Source organism: Paenibacillus sp. G34, from assembly GCF_056856875.1.
On record NZ_CM166469.1, the window covers coordinates 4,001,431 to 4,022,575 of the forward strand.

The 21,145-nt window shown below is 44.3% G+C and carries 21 protein-coding genes; 3 read left to right on the forward strand and 18 right to left on the reverse strand.

The annotated features are described in order from the left end of the window. The first annotated feature begins 106 nt into the window (after positions 1-106). On the forward strand, positions 107-706 hold the full coding sequence (locus tag AC1VYS_RS18100; RefSeq protein WP_090922476.1) for a thymidine kinase: 600 nt from the start codon (positions 107-109) through the stop codon (positions 704-706). 140 nt (positions 707-846) lie between these two features. On the opposite strand, the gene AC1VYS_RS18105 is transcribed toward AC1VYS_RS18100, so the two are convergent. The 4 genes from AC1VYS_RS18105 to AC1VYS_RS18120 all read right to left on the reverse strand — a co-directional run bounded on the left by AC1VYS_RS18105 (position 847) and on the right by AC1VYS_RS18120 (position 5,927). Further along, positions 847-1,323 (reverse strand): hypothetical protein, encoded by a 477-nt coding sequence (locus AC1VYS_RS18105; protein WP_090922478.1) that lies wholly within the window; start codon positions 1,321-1,323, stop codon positions 847-849. 534 nt (positions 1,324-1,857) lie between these two features. Further along, complete coding sequence (locus AC1VYS_RS18110) at positions 1,858-2,511, reverse strand: hypothetical protein (RefSeq protein WP_482910860.1); 654 nt, start codon at positions 2,509-2,511, stop codon at positions 1,858-1,860. A 249-nt stretch (positions 2,512-2,760) separates the two neighbouring features. Beyond that, positions 2,761-3,795 carry an NAD(P)/FAD-dependent oxidoreductase gene (locus tag AC1VYS_RS18115; protein WP_482910861.1) on the reverse strand — a complete coding sequence of 345 codons (1,035 nt, stop codon included), beginning with the start codon at positions 3,793-3,795 and terminating at the stop codon, positions 2,761-2,763. A gap of 155 nt (positions 3,796-3,950) precedes the next feature. Continuing rightward, on the reverse strand, positions 3,951-5,927 hold the full coding sequence (locus AC1VYS_RS18120; RefSeq protein ID WP_482910862.1) for an AraC family transcriptional regulator: 1,977 nt from the start codon (positions 5,925-5,927) through the stop codon (positions 3,951-3,953). A 284-nt stretch (positions 5,928-6,211) separates the two neighbouring features. Here AC1VYS_RS18120 and AC1VYS_RS18125 point away from each other — a divergent pair, with 284 nt between their 5' ends. Both AC1VYS_RS18125 and AC1VYS_RS18130 read left to right on the forward strand, forming a co-directional pair. Further along, positions 6,212-6,346, forward strand: a complete 135-nt coding sequence (locus tag AC1VYS_RS18125; RefSeq protein ID WP_482910863.1) for a hypothetical protein — start codon at positions 6,212-6,214, stop codon at positions 6,344-6,346. A 14-nt stretch (positions 6,347-6,360) separates the two neighbouring features. Beyond that, positions 6,361-6,780, forward strand: coding sequence for a hypothetical protein (locus AC1VYS_RS18130; protein ID WP_482934394.1), 420 nt, complete (start codon positions 6,361-6,363; stop codon positions 6,778-6,780). Between the two features lie 124 nt (positions 6,781-6,904). On the opposite strand, the gene AC1VYS_RS18135 is transcribed toward AC1VYS_RS18130, so the two are convergent. From AC1VYS_RS18135 to AC1VYS_RS18200, 14 genes are all read right to left on the reverse strand, one after another. Beyond that, entirely contained in the window at positions 6,905-7,867 is a 963-nt protein-coding gene (locus AC1VYS_RS18135) for a GGDEF domain-containing protein (protein WP_482910865.1), read from the reverse strand. A 479-nt stretch (positions 7,868-8,346) separates the two neighbouring features. Further along, positions 8,347-9,165: a sporulation transcription factor Spo0A gene (spo0A, locus tag AC1VYS_RS18140; protein WP_441922261.1), complete on the reverse strand. Its 819-nt coding sequence runs from the start codon at positions 9,163-9,165 to the stop codon at positions 8,347-8,349. A gap of 204 nt (positions 9,166-9,369) precedes the next feature. Then, a complete protein-coding gene (gene spoIVB, locus AC1VYS_RS18145) occupies positions 9,370-10,698 on the reverse strand; it encodes a SpoIVB peptidase (RefSeq protein ID WP_482910866.1) in 1,329 nt (442 codons plus the stop codon). A gap of 120 nt (positions 10,699-10,818) precedes the next feature. After that, positions 10,819-12,537: a DNA repair protein RecN gene (gene recN, locus AC1VYS_RS18150; protein WP_482910867.1), complete on the reverse strand. Its 1,719-nt coding sequence runs from the start codon at positions 12,535-12,537 to the stop codon at positions 10,819-10,821. Between the two features lie 23 nt (positions 12,538-12,560). After that, a complete protein-coding gene (gene ahrC / locus AC1VYS_RS18155; protein WP_110895260.1) occupies positions 12,561-13,010 on the reverse strand; it encodes a transcriptional regulator AhrC/ArgR in 450 nt (149 codons plus the stop codon). A gap of 86 nt (positions 13,011-13,096) precedes the next feature. Next, positions 13,097-13,582, reverse strand: a complete 486-nt coding sequence (locus AC1VYS_RS18160; protein WP_482910868.1) for a hypothetical protein — start codon at positions 13,580-13,582, stop codon at positions 13,097-13,099. Between the two features lie 85 nt (positions 13,583-13,667). Then, positions 13,668-14,513, reverse strand: a complete 846-nt coding sequence (locus AC1VYS_RS18165) for a TlyA family RNA methyltransferase (RefSeq protein WP_482910869.1) — start codon at positions 14,511-14,513, stop codon at positions 13,668-13,670. Positions 14,514-14,552: 39 nt separating this feature from the next. Continuing rightward, positions 14,553-16,460, reverse strand: a complete 1,908-nt coding sequence (gene dxs / locus AC1VYS_RS18170) for a 1-deoxy-D-xylulose-5-phosphate synthase (protein ID WP_482910870.1) — start codon at positions 16,458-16,460, stop codon at positions 14,553-14,555. A gap of 284 nt (positions 16,461-16,744) precedes the next feature. Next, on the reverse strand, positions 16,745-17,650 hold the full coding sequence (locus AC1VYS_RS18175; RefSeq protein WP_482915044.1) for a polyprenyl synthetase family protein: 906 nt from the start codon (positions 17,648-17,650) through the stop codon (positions 16,745-16,747). Then, positions 17,643-17,900, reverse strand: a complete 258-nt coding sequence (gene xseB, locus AC1VYS_RS18180; protein WP_221788521.1) for an exodeoxyribonuclease VII small subunit — start codon at positions 17,898-17,900, stop codon at positions 17,643-17,645. Before xseB ends, AC1VYS_RS18175 begins: the two co-directional genes overlap by 8 nt. Further along, on the reverse strand, positions 17,890-19,254 hold the full coding sequence (xseA, locus tag AC1VYS_RS18185) for an exodeoxyribonuclease VII large subunit (protein WP_482910871.1): 1,365 nt from the start codon (positions 19,252-19,254) through the stop codon (positions 17,890-17,892). Before xseA ends, xseB begins: the two co-directional genes overlap by 11 nt. A gap of 10 nt (positions 19,255-19,264) precedes the next feature. Continuing rightward, positions 19,265-20,122: a bifunctional methylenetetrahydrofolate dehydrogenase/methenyltetrahydrofolate cyclohydrolase FolD gene (gene folD, locus AC1VYS_RS18190; protein WP_482910872.1), complete on the reverse strand. Its 858-nt coding sequence runs from the start codon at positions 20,120-20,122 to the stop codon at positions 19,265-19,267. A 105-nt stretch (positions 20,123-20,227) separates the two neighbouring features. Next, a complete protein-coding gene (gene nusB, locus AC1VYS_RS18195; protein WP_482910873.1) occupies positions 20,228-20,680 on the reverse strand; it encodes a transcription antitermination factor NusB in 453 nt (150 codons plus the stop codon). A 218-nt stretch (positions 20,681-20,898) separates the two neighbouring features. Beyond that, positions 20,899-21,132, reverse strand: a complete 234-nt coding sequence (locus AC1VYS_RS18200) for a DUF2273 domain-containing protein (RefSeq protein ID WP_482910874.1) — start codon at positions 21,130-21,132, stop codon at positions 20,899-20,901. Between the last annotated feature and the right edge of the window lie 13 nt (positions 21,133-21,145).

The window sequence follows — 21,145 nt, forward strand, 5'->3', positions numbered from 1 at the left end:
GTAACACAAACTACTTTATATTAGTTCTGGCTCTTTCCAAAGAAGATGTGTTAATCTGTAATGGTCGCTTTTTTTGAATTCCGTATGCGAGAGGGGTAGCAGCACCGTGCAAACTGGACGTATTACCGTAATTACTGGACCCATGTTCAGTGAAAAATCCGGTGAACTTATTCGCCGTTGTCAAAAACTTATTCAATTTGGCCGTAAAAAGGTCGTTGCCTACAAACCAGCCGAGGATGATCGCTTCGCTCAGGATGAGATCGTAAGCCGGATCGGTTACAGATTGCCTGCTCATTCTATTCCCCGGCAATTAACGCCGGAATCGGTAGAAACCATTCTGAATCAGACGATAGATGCCGATGTTGTTGCCTTCGATGAAGTTCAATTTTTTAGTAGTGCAATTATGGAACTTGTCTCCGAACTGGCATACTGTGGCAAACATGTGATCGTTGATGGACTTAACATGGATTATCGCGGAAAAGAATTCGGATATATCGGCGGCCTGCTTGCCATGGCTGATGATATCGAGAAACTATCTGCGTTCTGTGCAGTCTGTGGCAGCCCGGACGCAGCTTTCACACAGCGAATTGTCAACGGGGAACCCGTTACATTAGGTCCGGTTGTCATGATTGGCGATTCGGAAGCTTACGAGCCCCGCTGCCGCTGCTGCTTCATTCCTCCTCACAAAGTGGAATGCCCGTCATAACGCAATGCCCAGCTCCAAAGCCCATATTGGGCTTTTTTTATTGCAATGATATCATCTACATTCCCATGACTTCTACTACCATTAAAGAAACAGACACAAAAAAGCACCGCTGTATGCGATGCTCTCCAAATCACTTCCCGCTAGTCACGGGAAACAAAATATTTGTTGGTCATGTAATATGCATCGCCACGTGACGTTTCTACCATACCTTTTTTGGCATCCAGGAATACAATCTCTTTACATTTTGTGCAATACCATTTCGTACGCTTGTAAGGAGATTCCGTGACATAGGCCGTGCCGCATTTACAATCAATTTTCATTAATAGCTCGGTGGATTTATAAGCACTGGATAGACGTTCCAGGTTATCCTGCTGCTGCGTAGGCATGATCGTCTGTTGATAATCGGATAAATGATTTTGAACCTTGAAGTCTGCAACCAAGCCTGCATTTAATCCAAAAAACTCTTTGCCGATCTCCGTTACGAAGCGTCTCTCATTTCTATAACAGTCGAGCCATTCAACAATCTGCTTATTAGACAGTGGAACCGTACCCTTGATACCGCTATTTAAGGTGTAGGTCATGATGTATAAAGTATCGTCTTGTCTTCCTGAGTACATTAGAATCCTCCTTCGAATACATTTGCTAATGTACTACAAAAACGCGCATAAATCAAAATAATGTTGTTCCTTGAGCGCATTTCTTCTTATTAAATGGGAAACATACCTCTTTCGTCAGCCAAGGACTTACAAGAACTGCATACACCTGTAACATTTCCCTGCGGAGCTGCATAATAAACAACACTTTTCACATCTTTCCTGCAAATGGAACAGTAGTTCCTCCTTTCCTTTTTTGGAGTGTAGTCCGATAGCTTCACTACGTTTTGATGTTGCCGAAACCTTCGTAAGAAGCCCAGCCATTTCATGTTCGCTTCACTCTTTCTTGTTCGCCTACCTTGTAGTCGTTTTTTCTTGACCTGGGAAACTAAGCCACCTGTTATGTAAATACGATTCCAAGTTGTGCGTGCCTATCTCATATTTTATTCGACGTTTTGAGTGTTTTTCCTGTTTTAATCTCAGTACATATTAAAAAAAACCAACGACACCTGTCCTCCGTATTCCGAGAAACAGCTGTCAAGCCGGTTTTTAATCGCATCATTTATAAAATGTGCCCAGCACGTCCAGATCCGATGAACGTTCAATCCGGAACGGATAGATGAATCCCTGCTTAAGTTTAGCAAACTTTCGCTCCCACAGATCCAATCCGGATGTAAAGTTATACGCCTGATATATAAATTTGGAACAATAGTTTCGTTCTATGCTGAGAAGATTTGTTTGCAAACGATAATACTTCACCTGTTGATAATGTTCCTGCACCCATTCCGCTGCACGAGATCCCACCTGACGGAGCTTGGAGCGGTACACAATGAAACGATCTCCTTGATAAAAGCGGGTAAGGTACCAGTCCAATGTATCGGCAAAAACGGGCCCGTAAGGGTGCACATGATACACCTTTCCGTCCAGACCAATAATGCCCATATGGCCGGCATAATAAGTTGATTCCGAACTTGGTGTATAGACAATATCCCCTGGCTCAAGCTTCATCGATTTCAATACGCTGAGAGGCAAGTCTTGCTGTTGTTTTTTAACGGCTACACGTTTGCGACGTCCCTCGACCAATAAACGATGGAGAGCTCCAGCTGTAGCAAGATAAACCGCAGACCATTTAATTCGTTTCTTGTTCACCCGCTGAAGCAAGCGCTGAATAAACGTAGCATTTTGTTGTCCAGATGTTGAACTTCTTTTCATACACTGCACTCCACTCTTGTCGAAATAAACTCCCGTTGCAAGCTTTATGACTTTTTTAATTTCAAGTAGTGACATCTGTTTGTTATTATCCACATAAGTCTGTTGTAGCTTTTGATTATAGATGGTTTAGAGTTGATCTTCAATTGAAAGCTATTCTAGCTTGTGCAATTCTACCTTCTTCATACCCGCATGATGCAAAAAAATAACCCCGGAAAACTCCCGAAGTTATTTTAGTACCTGCGATTATACCTATTCTACAACACCAAGTGCTTTGTTTTTCTCTTTGAAACGACTGTTATGTGAAGAGACATACGCCACTTTCTCGGCTTCCGGATCCATATACAGTTTAGCACTATTAACAGCCAGAGCTGCATCCGTAAATGTACCCGCGATCAGATACAACTTGCTTCCATAATCTACAAAATCACCAGCGGCAAAAACGCCAGGAATATTGGTCTGTAGCCTTTCGGTTGTGCTGACATGCCATTCACCCAAATCCAGTCCCCACTCACGAATCGGTCCAAAATCGCTCTTCATGCCATGATTGACAATCACTGCGTCGACTTCAAGCATCTCCGTCTTGCCAGTCTCCATATGTGTAACGGTTACTTGTTCGATCATATCACCACTTATACTGTGTAGCTTCTCAATTGCGTAGGGTGTCCGCACATCAACTGAGGATTCTTTCATCCGCGACACGTTCCGTTCCAGTCCTCCGAAATGGTCACGCCGATGTACGACCGTTACCTGCTGAGCCAGGCTCTCCAGCTCATTCGCCCAATCCACAGCGGAGTCTCCACCACCGGAGATTAACACCCGCTTACCACGGAAAGGCTCGAGCTCTTGCACCGTATAATGTAGATTGGATACTTCATAGCGGTCTGCGCCTTCAAGCTCCAGTTTCGCCATTTTGTATATCCCGTATCCTATAGCCAAAATGACGGTACGTGTCCAGTGTTGCTCACCTGTAGCTGAAGTTAGCAAAATAGTACCATCCGCTTTACGTTCAAATCCTTCAATCTGTTGTTCAAATACAAGTGTCGGTTCAAATGTGCGCGCCTGCTGCTCCAACTGTTTAACCAGATCTTCACACAGGATGGGTGTTACCCCTCCAACATCCCAGATCATCTTTTCCGGATAAAACAGCATCCGTCCACCCAATCTGTCACGTGCCTCAATTAATTTCGTTTTCATATCTCGCATACCGCTATAAAAAGCAGAGTACATGCCCGCCGGGCCGCCTCCGATAATCGTTACATCATAAAGCTCTAAATCTTGATTCATCTCTATAGGACCTCCATCCATTCGACCCTAACGTCGATTACATGATATTGATTCTCATTATCGTTTAAGTCTAATGGAAATTGGTTCAAATTACAATGCCTATATCATTTTCGCCGCCTGTGTAACCACCCTTATGTCCACGATTTCCTCATCAATTAGCGTGCTCTTGGGGCAGACAACAGTTTATCTACAACAAAATCGAGCTGTTTATTGATCGAATAGATGTCTGAATAATAAAAGAAATCAAAATCGATCTCGATCAGACGACCTTCTTTAACCGCCTTAATATTACGCCATATCGGATTATCAGTTAGATTTTCTGCTCCTTCATATACCGAGCGAAATACATAGTCACCTATGTATTCTGGTAGAACCTCCATTGAGATTGTAGAGCCATCTTCGTCTGATACGACATCGATTTTGTCTTGCACTACTTTAGGAGCTTTCATCTCCAAATACTCATAGATCGCTTGAGAACCCCGACCAAATTGCTTGCTCTCCACAACGACCATACCTTTCAGTCCGCCTTCAATAATGGAAATGGTTTTATCCAATATACCAGCGTCTGCAAGAGTTTTTTTACTCTCTTCCACTTTGCTGTTAAGGTTGTTAATCAAGACTTCAGCTTCCTTCTCTTTGCCAAAAATGCTGGCTATGCTGTGAAGTCGTTCTTCCGTTGTCATTTTCTCGTACGGAATATACACCGTAGGTGCGATATTTTTCAACGTGTTATATGTTTCTTCTGACGGAACAATAATCAGGTCTGGATCAAGGTCAATGACCGCTTCAGGGTTCGGTTCGAACCAGGTACCTAATGAATTCACACCTTCAAGCTCACTCTTGTAAGCAGCCCCGTCGTATACATCTGATGTAGCGATTGGCTTGACTCCAAGTGCAACCACGTCACCTTGAAGATACAGCACAACAACTCTTTTCGGATTAGCCGGAACGATAACATCACCTTTGATGGTTGATACGGTGCGTGTTTCATTATCTTTGTTTACTTGACTTCCCGTCTCTGATGTTACTGATGAACTACTGTTAGTAGAACTGGCACCCGTTCCTTCTCCAGTTGAAAGTGTATTGGCGGTACCCGAAGAACAGGCCGTAAGGAGCATCGTTAAACTTAATATTGCAATCATGATCATGCTGTAACCTGGATTTTTTCTTTTCATTGGTGTGGACCCTCCGTTTATATATCGATAATGATTATCATAATCAATATATCTCGACTTCAATGCCCAGCCAATGGACGATTCGGATACTTGTAATGGACGATCTTCTATTCGGCCGAATTCCCTCACTTTCTTTTGATACAAACTCGGAGACATGCCAACATGTTTCTTGAAGATCCGGCTAAAGTAATAAGCATCAGAATAGCCAACCTCTGCTGCGATAGCACCAAGCTTAGCATCTGATCGCACAAGTAAATCCTTTGCCTTGCCAATTCGCGTCTGGATTAAGTAATCAATAGGACTGTAACCGGTCTTGCGTTTGAATCGCATAGATAGATGACGAGAGCTAAAATTGAATTTTTCTGCTAAAAAATCAAGTGTAACTTGTTCTCTATAATGCTTATTTATGTATTCAAGTGTCAGTTCCACCGGATCAACGAGTTGGGTTCGACTCTCCTGTGCAGCCAGCTGAACCATAAGTTCATGAATGAATTGATAAAATAGACTCTTCGTATGAAGCAGGTCCAAATTTGTTGGTTGCTCCCATGATTTCTCCATCTCATTAAGATATCGTAGCAATTCCAACGGTTCACTTGGTGTAAACCCATATTGCAATGTAAACGGAGTACCCAGAGACTGTCCCTGTAGCCACCTTTTACGATAATTCGGAAAAGCTCGAAATGCTCTGTAATATAACATGATATATTCAAAATCCTCATGGGTCTCTATATTCAATAGTGATCCTTTGGCCCCGTGAAGCATAAAAAAAGATTCTGTTTTATATGTTTGTGCATCCAATTGAAGATCAGCCGACCCTCGAATCGCATATATAAAACCAGCAGCAGGTAGTGTATATGATTGCTGTTGTTTTCCAGGCTTCATGACGATACGTCGTATGTCCAGCACCTTCATGGCCGCATAATTCCAGTATTGCACCTGTTCGTTTATTTTCATCATTACTCTCCAATCCCCTTTTCTCCTGACACGATAACCACCCAAAATGATTTATGTTCTTCTTTTTCTTTTAAATGCATGCAACGCCGTCCCGACTATTTCACCAATCGATCTTGGCTAATTTTTTATCAATTGATAACCATTATCAATTAACCTGATGAAGTTTGCAATACTATACGTAAAGAAATGCATTTTAATGAGCATGTCGAAGCTTCATTTATTTCTCATTTCATCCGATATATGTGTAAATAACTATGACCATGCTTAATTAAGAAGGAGATGGGCACATGAATTCAATTTCACCTGCAACCAAAAGCAGTTTCACACCGGCTAACCCCACCTCAAACCGAGATAAAGAAATTCAGGGGTTGATGCAACAGAAAGTTAAATTCAATGAACAAATCCAGTGGGAAAACTGGTAGGTTTACGGGACAGAATGCAAAGTTCTATTCATACCATTGAGGGGGAGATCCGGTCCGACCGGATTGTGCTGGAGAATGACACGCACAATGATCCTGGCAAATCGCATATGATTGAGAATGCAGAACGCACCGTTTTTCAGAAAAAAAGAGAAGTTGTGCAAGACATAGAGTCCAAAATGAGCGAAGTCAATCATAAGATCGGCGAGCTGGCAGCCGAAATTCAGGAACCAACACACCAAAATTCAGCAAAGCTTCCGACATCTGTTGCTTCACCTAAGGAAGTTTCTGAAGAGAATGAATCTAAAGTGTCCGAGCTAAAAGAAAATACAACCGATGTTAGGGTCTTAGGACAAATACCCCCAAGTCCTGTATCGAACAAAACAAGTCCACCTGCCGCTTCTTCTTATTCATCTGTAGACATTCGAATCTACTGATTATATGCAAAATGCTGGCTTGTTTGACTTCGACATTTAAACTTTGACTAATAAACTTTAACTAAGGGGTTATTTTCTTTAAACGAACACATTAAGTTTATGTAGTATCTCAATTCAATCATAGCTAGCTTAATACTACCTCCCCTTCGATGTCATTGGCACAAATAATACTGCCGTTGATGGATTTGCAGCTTTTTTTCACACGAGTTGCCTCATGTACAATTTGATTCATATTTTCATACCTTTGATAGAGATTGGTCACCACTGCAATAGATACGGACACCAAAGGAATCGGTCGATTCAAGCCCGAGCGGCCTTCGCCCATCACATATTGATTGCTCCAGTCCTGTTCGTTGTAGAAAACTTTCTTCAACTCCTCAAACTGAGAAATGACTTCTTCACACACCTGTTTATACTGATGGTGGTTCAGGATTGCGATAAAATCATCCCCGCCAATATGGCCTAAAAAGGCCTCTGCTACCCCAAAATGCTCACGGAGCACAGCTGCCGTTGCTTGTATCAGCTCGTCCCCCATTTTAAAGCCATAACTGTCATTATACGATTTGAACTGATCCAGATCGATGTATAGAACACTGAACTGATCTTGTTTTAGTACCTGAACTAATCGGTCGTCTATAATTCGATTACCCGGAAGCCCTGTTAACGGATTCATGAAAATAGCCATTTCAGCTCTTACATCCGCAACTGCGAGTAATAGTCTCCGTATACTTACCGCCCCATGAAATCGATCTCCAGATGTTACTAGAACCAGATCATACAGATCTGCTTCTTCACGCTTCATCGCCATTACACTGACATCCGTGATCTGTTCGGAATAATCGACAACCAGTGCATTCACGTTCATAAGCAGTTTTACAGGGCGTCCCATATACAAATTGTAGCCATATTGTGAACCGATCTGTTGAAAAAATCGAGTTCGCATCATTAACGAAATGCCCTTTTTACCTGTAACCGCTACACCTTCCAGATTCGGATTTGATTTAAACAGTTGATATAAGGCATCACACTTGGTTTCTGGCAATACGACTGGAATCGGTTCGGCTATTTCACCTATTTGAGTAAACACATGTATCAACTCCTCGCCATGTCATCAACCATGTCACTTTTGATCTATCCGTGGTCACATCGTACCACTTTTTACCTAAAAAAGCGTTAACTTCACGTAAATTTTTTCAAAAAAGCACCAATCCCTTGCTTAAATCTGTAAACTTTTTAGGTAAAAAGTCACATAGATCACTATCCCATTCATTAGACGTAGGCGCATAAACACTGCAAAGAGATTAACTGGTGAACAAATCATATCTTTTGCGGAGCCAGTGATAAATTCTTTGATGAACAGTACAGCCTAACATGAACATGATCTAACTGAAATTCAATATCATTCATAAAAAATACCGCCTTCATTGGATTTTTCCAAACCCAATAAATGACGGTATTAGTTAGTTTACATCATAGAAGTTAGTCGGGCTCCAGCGATCTGTTCCACATATTTACCGCCTAAATTGTTTAGACAGTAAAATTGCTCAAACCTTACTCCGAATCCTTTCAACTCACCTTATGCTCAATTCTCAGCTTGTCAGCAACCATCGCGATAAATTCCGAGTTCGTCGGTTTCGACTTGCTGATGTTGATCGTGTAGCCAAACAGGTGGCTAATGCTGTCGATGTTGCCGCGTGTCCATGCCACTTCAATCGCGTGACGGATGGCACGTTCGACGCGAGACGGCGTCGTTTTGAACTTTTCGGCAATCGCCGGATACAACGTTTTGGTTATAGCCCCCAAAATTTCGATATTGTTGTACACCATTGTAATGGCTTCGCGCAAATACTGATATCCTTTAATATGCGCAGGAACTCCGATTTCATGTATGATCGACGTGATGCTGGCATCCAGATTTTTGTGTTTGCCCATCGGCACGACATTGGACTTGTTCATAAACATGGAAGAAGAAGATGAGCCGCTGCTTGTAGACATTGTCGTTTGTGTGCCAACAAGCTGACGTACACGATTGGCCAGTACTTCCATGTCAAAAGGCTTAAGAATGTAGTAGGAAGCTCCGAGTTGCACAGCACGCTGTGTGATGTTTTCCTGGCCGAATGCGGTGAGCATGATTACTTTAGGCTGCGGAGACAGATTCAGACCACGCAGACGTTCCAGTACACCGAGTCCATCCAGATGAGGCATGATAATATCCAGAATCAACACATCCGGCACATCCCGAGTTTGTTCCAGCAATTGCAATACTTCTTCGCCGTTGTATGCAATACCGGTTACTTCCATATCTTCCTGCTCGGATATATATTCGGCAAGCAAATTCGTAAATTCACGGTTATCATCGGCCAGCAATACCTCAATTTTTTGCAAAACGGTATCCTCCTTTTATTTAAAACCTCGTCTTTTACAATTTCGTACATTTCCTTACACGTTAAATTTTCGACACGCCAAGTGAAATTCCTTCTGTCGAAAATTATTTTTCTTTATTTTTTTTTATTGATCCTTTATAATAAATATTTTATTTCAACAACCGATATAATATGTTTACTTTCGACAAAAAAACCTTAAAGCTGTTTATCCAGCCTTAAGGTTTTTCGCTTGATCTTTTTTCATCATCACACCAGCATCCTGCAGCATCCATTCGATAAAGCATCCATACCCAGATTTCGGATCGTTGACAAAGACATGAGTCACAGCACCAATGAGCTTGCCATCTTGAACAATCGGACTACCGCTCATCCCTTGCACAATGCCACCCGTCTTATCAATTAACTTAGGATCTGTAATACGGAGTACAAGGCCTTTCGTCGCTGGCTCCGATTGATCAGCTACATGCACAATATCAATAGAGAAACGTTCTACCTGCTGCCCATCCACTACAGTCAGAATTTCAGCCGGTCCTTCCTTCACTTCATGAGAGAACGCAACGGGAATGCCTTGCGAATACAAACTGTGTTCCGGATTTTGCGACATTTTACCGAAGATGCCAAACGCCGTATTACGCTCAATATTGCCTAAAATTTTGCTTTCTTTAAGAAAATGAGCTCTTTTTTCTCCCGGATCACCGGTCTCACTTTTCGAAATAGACGTCACATTAGACTGTACGATTTGTCCGCTACCCACAACGATGGAGGTTTGAGTGTTCATATCCGTAATGACATGACCTAACGCCCCATATACCCCTTGATCAGGTGCATAGAAGGTAAGCGTACCTACACCAGCCGCTGAATCACGAATGTACAATCCAAGTCTCCATGCTTTGTCTTCTGCATCATACGCCGGGGTTAACTTGGTTTTAATGGTTTCGTTGCCACGTTTCAGAACGACATCAATACCCTGATTACGTTTTCCTGCAAGTTCTACGGCCTCAGATACACCTGCCACACCATCGAGACGCTTGCCATCCATATGAGTAATCAAGTCACCTAATTTGATACCTGCTGCTTCACCAGGGGATTTTTGTTCATCCGGATTAGAGCGCACCAGATGATGTCCAACAACCAGGATGCCAGCAGACTTAACTTTAACACCAATGGTTTGACCTCCTGGAACGACACGAAGATCAGGAATTACTTTCACATTGACGGTTTTTACAGGAATTTTCCCCCATAATTTTAAGGTTAGTGTAGCATGTCCCGTCTGTTGAGGATGAAGATGCAGAGGTTGCTGCCGAGTGAGCTTAATCCCAGACTTATGTTCCAGTCCAACGATATCAGGCCGATCAACGACTGCGCTTGAACCAGCGGGTACTGCCAGCCGTACATCTGCTTGCCTGCCTGCAAACACCTGTACTTCATCAGGCAGGGAAGCATAACTTTGCATCGGCTGAACAATCTGGCTAAGTACACATAGAAAGAAGGCAAATAAAAGACCTAGCAATTTCTTCCTGAGGGGGGAATTCAATGGCTGTCACACTCCCTTTGCTTCTTTCGCTTGACGAAAGGTGGTCGCCAATTGCGTACCTATAAGATAACCCTGCCCCCAGGCTTTTATTACTGTCAAACATTACGCCAGCCGTCCGTTTCACCCTTTTTTGGCTTCCGCCAAATTCAGCATTTCTTGCGCATGATGCAGTGTTTTTTCTGTAATTTCCACACCACCGAGCATACGTGCCAATTCCTTCACTCGCCCTTCTTGGGACAGAGATTCCACTTGAGTCATCGTGCGCCCGTCGTAAACATGTTTCTCAATCAAATACTGATGATCAGCCATACAAGCCACTTGTGGCAAGTGTGTAATGGAGAACACCTGACACGTTGAAGACAGACGATGAAGTTTTTCTGCAATGGATTGTGCTGCCCTACCGCTGACCCCTGTATCTACTTCGTCAAAAATCAATACCGGAATACGGTCATGGCGAGCAAATATGCTCTTCATCGCCAGCATAATTCTGGACAATTCTCCCCCTGAAGCGATTTTCCCCAAAGGTCGAAGAGGCTCACCTGGGTTCGGTGAGATCAGGAATTCCGCATTATCAGCACCTTGGCGACTTAATCGGATGCGACGTCCATTCCATTCAATGCCCTTTGGATCTTCAGCAGGCACAATCTGAACACGCAGTGACGTTCGTTCCATCTGTAAGTCCTTGAGCTCACTTTCTACCTGAGCCGCCAGTTCCTCAGCACATTGCTTACGCACTTTGCTGAGTTCTTCCGCTGACTCCATTACGAGTAGCAACAACTTGTCGCGCTCCGCACGAAGCTTTTCTAAACGTTCATCCTTGTTTTCGAGCTGGTCCGTTTCATGGCTTATCTGCTCATAATAATTTAAAATGAGTTCCACACTGTCCCCATATTTACGTCTTAGTCCAGAGATCAGATTTAAGCGTTGCTCCACTTCCTCTAATCTGCCAGGATTGAATTCGATTCGTTCCCGATAGTCCCGTAACTGGAACGTGGCATCTTCCAGTTGATAAAAGGCAGACTGCAGTTGCTCCACGATAGGCTGTAATCCCTTGCTGTCATAACCCGAAATATCTTCAATTCGGGACAGAGCTATACTTACCGCTTCTAATCCACGTTGTCCACTCAGGAGCTCATAAGCACCAGCAACACTGTCCATCATTTTCTCACTATGGGATAGTTTGACCCGTTCTTCGCCGAGTAATTCATCTTCTCCACGGGTAAGGCTGGCTGCAGCGATCTCTTCCAATTGAAAACGATACATATCAAGCAGTTGGTAAGCCCGCTGGCTTGACTCTTGTAGTGCTCGCAACTCCTTCTCCGCCGCAATAAATTTGCTGTACCGCTCCTGATACCTAGCTTTAACTGGCCCGATGATATCGGAGCCATACGTATCCAGGAGTCCGAGATGACTTTCGGCACGCAACAGACTTTGATGCTCATGTTGCCCATGAATGTTGATCAACTTCTCGCCGACTTCGCGCAGCATCGTCAAATTTACAAGCTGTCCATTAATCCGTGACGTACTTTTGCCTTGCGTGTTTAATTCGCGCCGAATTACCAGATGTTCCTCCGGCTCACAGTGAATACCAAGCTGTTCTAATGTGCTCCATACGGGATGACTGGGCTCCATCTCAAATAGCGCTTCCATCTCTGCTTTGTCGCATCCGTAACGAATCAGATCGGCTGAGCTTCTTCCCCCGGCAAGCAAACCAAGAGCATCGATAATAATGGATTTACCTGCACCGGTTTCCCCAGACAACACATGAAATCCCGGATGAAAGACCACATCGACTTCTTCCACCACGGCGAGATTGCGAATCGATAATGTAACTAACATCTGCAAAAACACCTCCGGCTGATTTAAGCAATATATCCCATGATGCGCTCAATAACAGTGACACTGTTGTCTTCAGTACGGCAGATGATAAGGATTGTATCATCTCCACAGATTGTGCCCATCACTTCAGTCCATTCAATATTATCGAGCAAGGCGGCAATGGAGTTCGCCGTCCCTGGCAGACATTTCATCACCACAAGGTTATTGGTATGATCAATGTGGAGAAAGTTATCCACAAGGGCACGCTTGAGCTTTTGAATCGGATTATAACGCTGATCGGTTGGCAGAGAATATTTATATCGTCCATCGTCCATGGGAATTTTAATTAACAGAAGCTCTTTAATATCCCGAGATACCGTTGCTTGTGTAACCTGAAAACCAGATTGACGTAGTGCTTCAACCAAATCGTCCTGTGTTTCTATTTCATTTTGACTAATAATCTCACGAATCTTGATATGTCGTTGTCCCTTCATACATGCCTCCAGTTAAATGTATTGCACTGATGCGGCACTTCCTGCCCGCAATGCTGTTTCATACCATATTTCATGCTTACTATATATTAATCCAGATCCTCACCATCATACACGTCTTCCTGATAATCCATCAGTCTGATTACCATTATATCTGAATCCTCCAGGTCAACATAAAGCAATCCTTCACAACCGGGATATAATAACAGATAGGGCAAGAAGCGATCTCTTATAGCAGGTCCGCTCAGTTCAAGCGGCTGTCTGCGACGGGATGTTTTGACCAGATACCGGGCATCCTCCCGCTCTGCAACATAATCAATAAACAACCTGCTGTAAAGTACCGAGTCATCCGCCTCAAAAGCTAGAGGTACTTTCATTTTCCCACCAATCACATCATATCCATTTGCTTCAAGTAAAGTCAGAGCAGGAGAATCTTGAATGTTTTCATTGAGTTGCAACTCTGCCAAGCTAACCGGGATCGGCCGATTCATCCAGCTACGCAGTCCCACAAACAACCATACGATCAAACAGACAGCAAAAACACCAATAACTATTGTGTCATATTGACCATTCATCACGGCTCACCTCGATGACATATTCGAGATCGAACAACCGTTTCCCTTTATCCCCAAACATCTTTCCAGCGAAAAGAAACCCATCCTATGATGAGTTTCCCGTAAAAGTATGAGCAGCTTCCTTTGCCACTTGCTCAGCAAGTGTATCAAGTGAAGTATCGTCGTTCTCTGGTTGTGCGGCCTCTGGTGCTTCCAGACGCCAGTGTGCGAGAAATTCAATATTGCCCTCACCACCTGTAATAGGCGAAAAGGTAAGACCTTTCAGGCTTAATCCAAGTTGACTGGCAAAATGAAGCATTGTCTGCAAAACATCCTTATGCACCTTCGGGTCACGGACAACGCCAGATTTCCCCACTTTATCCCGCCCCGCTTCAAACTGTGGTTTGATTAATGCCACAATATCCGCAGGCTGCTGCAACAGTGCTAACAGCGGTGGAAGAATAATTCGCAAGGAAATAAAGGATACATCAATGCTTGCAAAGTTCGGCTCAGGGCCGCTCAGATTCTCAGGTGTGACATAACGAAAATTCGTACGTTCCATAACGGTGACCCGATCATCATTACGCAGGGACCAATCCAGTTGATTATACCCGACATCAATCGCATATACATGGGAAGCACCATGCTGAAGAGCACAATCTGTAAAACCACCGGTAGATGAACCGATATCCAGCATAACAAGGTCACTCATATCCAGGCCGAAGTGACGAATCGCTTTTTCAAGTTTTAGTCCGCCTCTGCCTACATAAGGATGCACAGAGCCCTTTACCTTCAGTTCAGCATCCCTGGGAATTTTCATGCCTGCTTTTTCAATCGGTTCATTATTGGCGTAAACAAGTCCAGCCATGATTGCAGCTTTTGCCTTCTCACGACTTTCGTAGTAGCCTTGTTCCACCAGTAGCACATCAATTCGTTCTTTCGGGAGTGACATGTCTTTCTCCTATCCGCTACTTTTCATTTGATTCTAATGTTAGGAAGGGAAACGTGTCTTGGACATTCCATAGGAAGATTGAACGGCCATTTTACGCAGTTCCGCACATACATTCTCTACCGTAAGCCCAACTTCTTCACGTTGTTCCTTGATACTGCCATGTTCGATAAAACGATCCGGAATGCCCATCAGATGCACATGAACATCATGCATGCCTTGTTCAGCGTAGAACTCCAATACTGCACTTCCCATACTGCCCGCTTGAGATGTTTCTTCAAGTACGATTAGCTTTGTCCCACGAACAGCCAGATCATGCAGCATTTGTTCATCTAAAGGCTTGAGGAAACGTGCATTGATTACGCCAGCATTCATTCCCTCACGCTTAACCGTATCTGCAACTTCCTCAGCCAGTTGAACCATCGAACCTGATGCAATAATGGCATACCCTTCTGCTGGACGTAATTGTTCCCATGATCCAATTGGAATTGGAACGAGTATATCATCCAATGGTACGCCAACCACATTGTTACGCGGGTAACGATACGCAATTGGACCTTCATTATAATCAAGCGCCGTTTTCATCATATGGCGCAATTCATTCTCATCTTTTGGCATCATCAGTACGATATTCGGAATGTGGCGCATAAACGCAACATCGTATACCCCTTGATGTGTCTCACCGTCAGGCCCAACAAAACCTGCACGATCAATTGCAAAGATTACATTTGCATTATGACGGCAGATATCGTGCACGATTTGATCATAGGCACGCTGCATGAACGTGGAATATACCGCATAGATCGGTTTTAGCCCTTCCATCGCTAGTGCCGCACACATCGTGGCTGCATGCTGCTCAGCAATCCCCACATCGATCATACGATCTGGAAACTCTTTGCTGAAAGGAATCAGACCCGAGCCTGTAGGCATAGCAGGTGTAACTGCAACAATGCGTTTATCCTGTTTGGCAAGTTCAATCAGTGTCTGACCGAACACTTCCGTGTACATCGGTTTACCAACCGCTTTAAGCACTTGACCTGATTCAATTTTGTACGGTGAAATACCGTGCCACTTATGAGAATCGGCTTCAGCTGGCTGATAACCTTTGCCCTTGGTAGTAAGCACATGAACCATCACAGGACCATCCACATTGTCAGCCTGCTTGAACGCTTCAATTAGTTGTGGGATGTCGTGTCCGTCAATAGGTCCCAAATACGTGAAGCCCAGTTCTTCAAAAAGAACACCAGGAACCATCATATATTTGACACTGTCTTTGATCCAGCTCGCTGATTTGGCCAGGCGATCACCAATGGCCGGAATCTTTTTAAGAATTCCTTCTACATCATCTTTTGCTTTCAAATAATGACGATCTGAACGAATTTTACTTAAATATTTGTGCATGGCTCCCACATTGGGTGCGATGGACATTTCATTATCATTCAGAATCACCATCAACTTCCGCTGTTCATGGCCGATATGGTTCAGCGCTTCAAACGCCATACCACCTGTAAGCGCTCCATCACCAATGATCGCGATAACCTGATTATCCTCACCTTTTAGATCGCGAGCCAGAGCCATTCCCATAGCAGCTGACAATGAGGTGCTACTGTGACCGGCTTCCCATACGTCATGTTCACTTTCGTTCCGTTTGACAAATCCGCATAATCCGTTCTGTTGGCGTAGCGTATCAAACCGATCCATCCGTCCTGTTAAAACTTTATGCACGTAAGCCTGGTGCCCTACATCAAAAATCATTTTATCCGTTGGACTGTTATAGCAGTAGTGCAGGGCCACCGTGAGCTCAACCACTCCTAAGTTCGGTGCAAGATGCCCACCTGTAACAGACAGCTTCTCAATCAGAAACTGCCGGATCTCTGCTGACAAAAGAGCAAGATCGTCCTGGGACATCACCTTTAGATCACTGGGTTGTTTAATTTGTGGAAGCAGCACGAGAATCTCCCCGCTTTCCTAGAATGTTTGTTTATTGAATTTATATCATTTATTAAGTGTAATGGATTGAATAACATTGAACCATTATACCATAAAAGAACAAGAATCATAATTCACAGCCCGCTGTATCTGATCACGAGTTATTGGCACTCCCGGTTCATATCCTAAGATCTGTATTATGTATTCTTGAACGCATGCAAAAATCTTACGTTTGTTGGCATAAGAAGGCCATTACTATCATTACACTGATCATCTCACATTGAATCATATGACTTCGTCCAATGTTAATGGTCACGACTCATCAAATAATCAGCAATCTCCATTAAACGTGAAGCATCCGGTAATTGCGCTCGTTCGAGTGCATCTTTGGCAGATTGCGTGAGAGATTTGACCTCAGCAACAGAGGCTTCCATCCCGATAAAGTACGGATAAGTGACCTTCTGCTGATTCACATCGCTTTGAGTCTTTTTGCCCATTTTCTGCTCGTCACCCGTCAGATCCAAAATATCATCCTGAATCTGGAATGCCAGCCCCAAGTCACGGCCAAATACACGAAGTGCTTCCAACTGCCCTTCTGTAGCACCGCCAATACGAGCACCTGCAAGGAGAGAGAAGACAATTAAATCACCTGTTTTATGCAAATGAATGTACTGAAGCTGGGACAAGTCCGTCATTCCCTGCTCGCCTTCCATATCGGCAATTTGACCGCCAACCATTCCTCTCGCCCCGGCAAGTTCTGCTAAATCCTGAGTAATCGCTAACAATGCCTCAGCACTTACCCCACTTTGACGACCAGCTTGAACAATGCTGTAGAAAGCATGGGTTAACAGTGCGTCACCTGCAAGAATAGCTGTAGCTTCTCCATATACTTTGTGATTCGTTAATTTTCCCCTACGATAATCATCATTATCCATCGCAGGCAGGTCGTCGTGGATCAACGAATACGTATGAACCATCTCCACGGCGCAGGCTGCCGGCAACGCAGCTGCTCGCTCCGCGCCGAAGGCTTCCGCCGCAGCAACGACCAGGAGTGGACGAAGCCGTTTACCGCCAGCCATTAAGGAATACTGCATGGAGTCCGTTAGCGAATGCGGCACATCCCAATGTTCTGGAAGGATGTGCTTTAGCGCTTCGGTGACTTCACCAGTAATCTCCTGAAGATAAGTTTCGAATGATGCACGATTACTCATTGATCTCACCGCTCTCATCATCTGCCGTGCCAAAAGGCTTCTTGCGAAGCTCTCCATCTTCTTCTACGATCATCTCGATCTTACGTTCCACTTGTTCCAGCTTCAGGCCGCATAACTGGGAAAGTTTCATTCCGCGCTGAAACAAATCAATCGCTTGCTCCAGAGGAACATCCCCATGCTCCAGTTGACCTACGATGTCTTCCAATGCCGCCATTGCCTCTTCAAAATTCAGTTCCGGTTCATTCGCCATGGATGTTGTTGTCCTCCTTCATTCCCCAGACCTGACAGTCCAGCTGTCCGTCCGCTAATTTGATCTTCACCGAGTCTCCCGGCTGTACATCATTGATGGATTTGATCAACCGTTGCTCCTGCTCATCGTAAACGAGACTATAACCACGTGACATCACTTTCAGTGGGCTAAGTGCATCGAGGTGCCTTACCAGTGACTTCCACTGTTGCTGTTTGCTGCGTGTGATCGATCTCATCGCAAGTTCAAGCTGTTTGCGCGCTGCTGAATTGTCCCGACGAGCTGTATTCACCTGCTCCCGAGGATTAAAACGCTGCAAAGCCGCTCGTAACCGTTCTTGCTTTTCTCCCGTCCATCTCATGCGAGTATCCACACTTCGCTGTAAGCGTTGTTGAAGCATGTCCAGACGTTCCGTGTGCTGCATCAACGTTCTTCGTGGATGCACCAGTACTGGAGAACGCTGGAGACGAGTTAACCGTTCACGATGATATACAGCACGTTGCTTCAGACTGTTTTGTAACTGACGCTGTCTCCGCGCAATCTGTTCCAATAACTCTGCACGATTCGGTACAGCGAGTTCCGCTGCCGCTGTTGGCGTTGCAGCACGTAAATCGGCAGCAAAGTCTGCGATGGTGAAGTCTGTTTCATGGCCAACTGCAGAAATTACAGGAATCGTTGAAGCAGCAATTGCCCGAGCAACGATCTCTTCATTAAAAGCCCATAGTTCTTCCAGTGAACCACCGCCGCGACCAACGATCAGCACATCTGCTTCATGCATATGATTAAGATTGTTAATCGCTTTGACGATCGATGGAGCAGCCCCCTTGCCTTGAACAAGTACAGGGTACAACACCACTTTGGCCGAAGGATACCTACGGTGAAGTGTTATCATGATATCTCGAACGGCAGCCCCTGTAGGAGAAGTTACAACACCGATGGTTTGTGGATAACGTGGGATAGGCCTTTTCCGATCAGGAGAGAACAATCCTTCGTCCTCCAGTTTCTTTTTCAGCTGTTCATAAGCCAGATACAAACTCCCTATACCGTCAGGCTGCATATGTGTCGCATAAAATTGATACTGCCCGTCTCGTTCATATACAGAAACATTGCCACGCGCAATGACCCTTGCACCCTCCTTCGGTACAAAGGGTAAACGCTGATTATGAGACGCAAACATGATGGATTTAATTCGGCTATCCTTGTCTTTTAACGTAAAATACATGTGGCCGCTGGAGTGATGCGTGAAATTGGAAATCTCTCCGCGCAGCCAGACGTCCGACAGAACCTGATCCGATTCCAGTTTCATGCGGATGTATCGGTTCAGGTCTTTTATAGAATAGATTTTCTGCTCTTTCACAGACGAATACCTAGGCCAATCCGTGAGCGCGTTTTGCCGCGATCAGAGTGTTCTGCATCAGCATGGTGATTGTCATTGGACCAACGCCCCCAGGAACAGGTGTAATTGGGCCCGAGACTTCTTTTACACTTTCAAAGTCTACATCACCTGCGAGTTTCCCGTTCTCCAGACGATTCATGCCGACATCGATCACAACAGCGCCCGGTTTAACATAATCCGCGTCCACAAAATTAGCACGACCAATCGCTACGACAAGAATATCCGCCTGACGTGTAATTTCTTTCATATTCGCCGTACGGGAATGGCACATTGTCACGGTTGCATTTTCACGCTGTAGCAGCAAGGATACCGGTTTCCCCACAATGTTACTGCGACCGATAACAACTGCGTGTTTACCAGACATTTCGATTCCAGTGCGTTTAATCAGTTCGATGACACCTGCAGGAGTACATGGCAACAAGCTATCATCACCAATAACCAGATTCCCTACATTAACGGGGTGAAATCCATCTACGTCTTTCTCTACAGCAATCGCATCGATGACCGCTTTCTCTTCAATGTGACCTGGCAATGGAAGCTGCACCAGAATACCATGAATTGACTTTTGATTGTTAATCTTGTCCACAAGTGCAAGCAAATCAGCTTGAGACGTACCTGCATCCAAACGGTGCACTTCGGAATAAAAACCGAGATCATGACATGCTTTTTCTTTATTACGTACATAAACTTGAGAAGCCGGATCTTCACCGACGAGCACAACAGCCAGACCAGGTGTTACCCCCTGTTCGCTAAGCTGTTTAACTTCTGCTGTCATGCTTGCGCGGAGCTCTTGGGATACTTCTTTACCGTTAATAATAGATGCTGTCATTGTACTCTCTCTCCCTTATATGAACATATATTAGATAAAACGATCTAGATACATCACTTACCGGAAACCTGGGCTGTTCTACGCTTCTCTGTTCAGAACGTTCCCTTAGGATAGTTTTTGCTTAATACTGTCGACTTCCTGAATCATGCGACCAAGAACACCGTTAACGAATTTGCCAGACTCATCTGTGCCAAAATATTTCGACAACTCGATCGCTTCATTGACCGAAACTTTGGCTGGAATATCATCACGGAACACCATCTCATATGTGGACAAACGCAAAATTTGGCGATCTACACGTGATAACCGACTGAGTTGCCAGCCTTTCAAATAATCCACGAGCAAACCATCAATCGCTTCCTTATGAGTCCACGCACCTTGCACCAATTCGGTAACGTAACTGCGCATTTTATCTTCATCACGGATTTCAACTTCCGTTTCATTCTCCTCAGCCGCTTCATTAATCAGCATATTCACCGCTTCAGCTGCGCTTACTTCGTTCATTTCCATCTGATACAGACTTTGTACTGCAATTTCCCTTGCCAAACGTCTTTTCATGTCCTGCCTCCTGCAGCGCTCTATTCAGAGCGTCATCATGCTTATTTTAAAATCCAAGGAACCAATTCGTAACCTTATACATACAGGATACCCACGGAACTCTCTGATATTGCGATCTCTTTTCACAAAAAAACCTGCAAAACGTTTCCTCCGAAAATCGGGCAACTCAAACTACAGTTCTATTTTCGGAAGAAACATATTGCAGGGTTCTGATAGGTTTATTTAAACGGACTCCAGCGATCTCCAAGCCATTGTCGTAATTCCCCCCAGGGAATAAACGAGCCTAGCTTCGCATCGCTTCGTCTGCCAAATGTATACCCGATGAACACCAAGAGTGCAAAGAACAACATATCCCAAAAACCGATCCATACATAGAGAAATCCTAATAAGATCCCAAAGGCAACGCCAATAATACGTCCCTTATAGCTATCCCAAATCTCTTTCCACAACATCAGTGAAACTCAC